Origin of the sequence: Kitasatospora sp. MBT63, assembly GCF_000710465.2 — a bacterium.
Taxonomy (GTDB): Bacteria; Actinomycetota; Actinomycetes; order Streptomycetales; family Streptomycetaceae; genus Kitasatospora.
Genome location: NZ_JAIZ01000402.1, coordinates 1 through 1471, shown reverse-complemented (window position 1 = coordinate 1471; position 1471 = coordinate 1). Strand labels below are relative to the sequence as shown.

The 1471-nt window shown below is 74.8% G+C and carries 1 protein-coding gene; it reads left to right on the top strand.

Annotation, left to right across the window (positions count from 1 at the left end; genetic code table 11):
• Window positions 1–34 precede the first annotated feature (34 nt).
• The coding region (locus AA75_RS22795) for an APC family permease (RefSeq protein WP_033822048.1) at window positions 35–1471 on the top strand (1437 nt) is incomplete at its 3' end.

Below are 1471 nucleotides of genomic sequence, written 5' to 3'. Positions count from 1 at the left end.
GGATCCCGCCCCCTCCTCCACCTGGAGCTCCCCGATGACCGCCGCACCTCCCGCCGCGTCCCCGACCTCCAGACGGCTGACCACCGGTCACATCGTCTTCCTGATCGTCGCCGCCGCGGCCCCGCTCTCCGCCATGGTCGGCACCGTGCCGCTGGCCTTCGCGATCGGCACCGGCCCCGGCGTGCCCGCCGCCTTCGCCTTCGCCGGCGTCACCCTGCTCTGCTTCTCCGTCGGCTACGCCGTCAGCGCCCGCCGCACCGGCGGCTCCGGCGGCTTCTACGCCTCGATCGCCGACGGCCTCGGCCGCCCGCCCGCCGTCGGCAGCGGCTACATCGCCCTGCTCGCCTACAACTGCGCCACCGTCGGACTGGTCGGCGCCCTCGGCTACTTCACCCAGCTGGTGCTCGCCGCCCACGGCCTCGACCTGCCCTGGCAGCTGTGCGCCGCCGTCGGCCTGGCCGCCGTCGCCGTCCTGGGCTACCGCGACATCGCGGTCAGCGCCCGGGTGCTGGCCGTCCTGATGGCCGGCGAGATCGGCGTCCTCGCCGTCCTCGACCTCGCCGTCCTCGGCCGGCACGGCACCTCGGCCCTGCCGCTCGACTCCTTCTCGCCGCACACCGCGACCGGACCCGGCCTCGGCGTCTCGCTGATGTTCGCCTTCGTCTCCTTCATCGGCTTCGAGTCGGCCGCGCTGTACGGCCAGGAGGCCAAGGACCCGCGGCGCAGCGTCCCGCGCGCCACCTACATCGCCGTCGTCCTGATCGCCGGCTTCTACGCGCTCACCAGCTGGGCCGCGGTCGGCGCGATCGGCCCCGACGCCGTCCGGCAGACCGCCGGCGACCAGCTCGGCGACCTGTTCTTCGTGCTGGGCACCGACTACCTCGGCGGGACCGGCTCCACCATCCTCCAGATCATGCTCTGCACCAGCCTGTTCGCCGCCACCCTGGCCCTGCACAGCGCCGCCAACCGGTACGCCCAGGTGCTCGCCGACGACGGCCTGCTGCCCCGCCGGCTCGGCGCCGTCCACCCCCGGTACGCCTCGCCGCACCTGGCCAGCATCGCGCAGACGGTGCTCAGCGCGGTCGTGGTGGGCGGCTTCGCGCTGGCCGGGCTCGACCCGTACGCCGACCTCACCACCAGCATGCTCGGGCTCGGGACGCTCGGGATCGTGGTGCTGCAGGCGCTGGCCGCGCTCGCCGTGCTCGGGCTCGCCCGCAAGGGGCTGAAGGCCGGACTGTGGCAGGGGGTCATCGCCCCGCTGCTGGGCTTCGCCGGCCTCGCCGTCACGGTCTGGCTGGTGGTCGGCAACTTCGACCTGCTGACCGGGACGCACAACGGGCTGGTCTCCGCGCTGCCGTGGGCCGTCCCGGTGATCGGCGTGCTCGGCCTCGCGTACGGCTACTGGCTGCGCACCGCCCGCCCGTCCCACTACGCCCGCCTCACCGGCCCGGCCGACACCCCCGCCCCCACC